Below are 1,834 nucleotides of genomic sequence, written 5' to 3'. Positions count from 1 at the left end.
TCAGAATTTATAAGAATTGGATTTTCCATAATTTTTCCTCCCTAACGCCTCTTGGCGATTGTTTGTGCGTGGTTTATATAATTACTTATATAACTATAATTATAAAATAGCAAGCAAAAAATTATAAAAAGTTATATTTTTATAAAAAATATTATAATATCTTGCTGAATAAGAGGGGAGGATAATTAGCGATAAGTCCGAATCATCTTGCTGTAAGAACTTATTGGCAAAATAGCAAATATCTCTCCAACCCACACAATTTTAACATTCTTAATAGGTAAGGCATTCCAAGAAAGCAGATCTATTTCACCATTCATTCCCCTGCTAATCTGCTTTATATATCTTTTATTATCATGTGTTAAAATAACGGCTTCTTTGCCAAAAAAGGATTCTATTGTTTTAATTTGGCGCCGTCTTACGATAACCATATCTCCATCTTTATAGGCTGGTATCATAGAATCTCCTTTAACTTCAAAAGCAACCATATCATCAGGTAAAGCAAAAGGAATTTCTACTTGTTCAAGACCATCTTCAGGGATTTGTTCAAAACTTGGATCTATCTGTGTTCCTGCTCCAATATACCCCATAAGAGGAACAAAAGTTATTAAGTGATTGTCCCCTTTTAGTTCTTTATATAATTCTAAAATGGCATCTCGATTAGAGCCGCGTGGATCAGAATCTTTTAACCACTTAGACACTGAAGCTTGTGTTACGTTTAGCCGTTTGGCTACATCTTCTTGCGTTAAGTTAAATTCGGTCAAAATCTTTTTTAATGTGCTTATGATATTAGATTTATTACTCATACTTCTGCTTACCTTATTTTTTTATCGTTGATAAAGATAAATTTCATTGACTTTATATAACTATAATTATATGAATAAAATAAGACAGAGCTGTAATTGGAGCTTGTAAATGGATCAACGAGAAGATTTTAAGAATTTGACTAAGTCAATACGGGGCAAATTTAATTGGACTCAATCAGAAATGGCGAAAATGCTTGGTGTAACTCAAGCAGCTGTTTGCAAGTGGGAAAAAAGAGGATCTATCTCCGTAATAAATTATCTCAAGCTGCAAAAGTTGAATGATAGTTCTAGCTCTAGTTCTGCTTTTATTTCCGCTCCTACAGATAGTAATGAACATCAACAGCACCATTCACATTCTTAAACAGGCAAAAATAAAGAGACCAAATTAATAGATTACGCGCCACCATACGCGCACATATAAATAGGCAACAGCCTTAAGGGGGGGATTATGATCACTAATTTATATTTAATGAAAGAAGGGGATGCGCATGTCTAATGGTATGCCATGGATAAGATTCCATTTGTATGACTGGATAAGTGGTACAGATGGAATGACGTTAGAGCAAAGGGGTGCTTATATGACGCTTCTCGTTCGCATGTACGATAAAAAAGCACCAATTAAAGAAGATTTTGAAACGCTTGCACGTGCTTGCAATTGTTCGCAGAAAAAATTTGCAGCTATTGTCGAATACTTAATGAGGAATGATAAACTTGTTGAGACAGATAATGGATTGTGGAATACGCGCGTTGAAGAAGAGCTGAACGATTTTGCTGATAAAAAAGAGCACATATCGCAAGTTCGTAGTGAGGCTGGTAAAAAAGGTGCACAAGCAAAAAACAATACAAAACAACATGTTAATAATTTTGCTGAAGCAAATGACAAGCAAAACGTTTTTTTTGCTGAAGCAAATGCTAAGCAAAATCAAGCTATAAAGAACCAGAATAAGAATATATATAAAAAAACTAAAACTATCGTTTTAGCAAAAAAAGAAATTGGTTCTGAAAGTTTAGAAACAAACGAACAGGTTGAC

Annotated in this window: 3 protein-coding genes; 2 read left to right on the top strand and 1 reads right to left on the bottom strand. The window is 33.7% G+C overall.

Annotation, left to right across the window (positions count from 1 at the left end; all coding sequences use genetic code 11):
- Positions 1–185: 185 nt before the first annotated feature.
- On the bottom strand, positions 186–803 hold the full coding sequence (locus ACFIMA_RS09520) for a S24 family peptidase (RefSeq protein WP_375638755.1): 618 nt from the start codon (positions 801–803) through the stop codon (positions 186–188).
- Positions 804–912: 109 nt separating this feature from the next.
- Here ACFIMA_RS09520 and ACFIMA_RS09515 point away from each other — a divergent pair, with 109 nt between their 5' ends.
- Together ACFIMA_RS09515 and ACFIMA_RS09510 are read left to right on the top strand one after the other, a co-directional pair.
- Positions 913–1,164 carry a helix-turn-helix transcriptional regulator gene (locus ACFIMA_RS09515; protein ID WP_375693431.1) on the top strand — a complete coding sequence of 84 codons (252 nt, stop codon included), beginning with the start codon at positions 913–915 and terminating at the stop codon, positions 1,162–1,164.
- A gap of 127 nt (positions 1,165–1,291) precedes the next feature.
- Positions 1,292–1,834 (top strand): YdaU family protein (locus tag ACFIMA_RS09510; protein ID WP_375693432.1); only part of this gene is annotated, 543 nt, incomplete at its 3' end.

Origin of the sequence: Bartonella sp. AP88HLJMH, from assembly GCF_042195605.1 — a bacterium.
Classification (GTDB): domain Bacteria; phylum Pseudomonadota; class Alphaproteobacteria; order Rhizobiales; family Rhizobiaceae; genus Bartonella.
Note: the sequence above shows the minus strand (reverse complement) of the source record. Positions and strands in the feature narration are given on the sequence as shown.

Bases quoted from the DNA above. Each gene is read 5' to 3' on its own strand.
- ACFIMA_RS09520 (WP_375638755.1), bottom strand. From the start codon at position 803: ATGAGTAATAAATCTAATATCATAAGCACATTAAAAAAGATTTTGACC.
- ACFIMA_RS09515 (WP_375693431.1), top strand. From the start codon at position 913: ATGGATCAACGAGAAGATTTTAAGAATTTGACTAAGTCAATACGGGGC.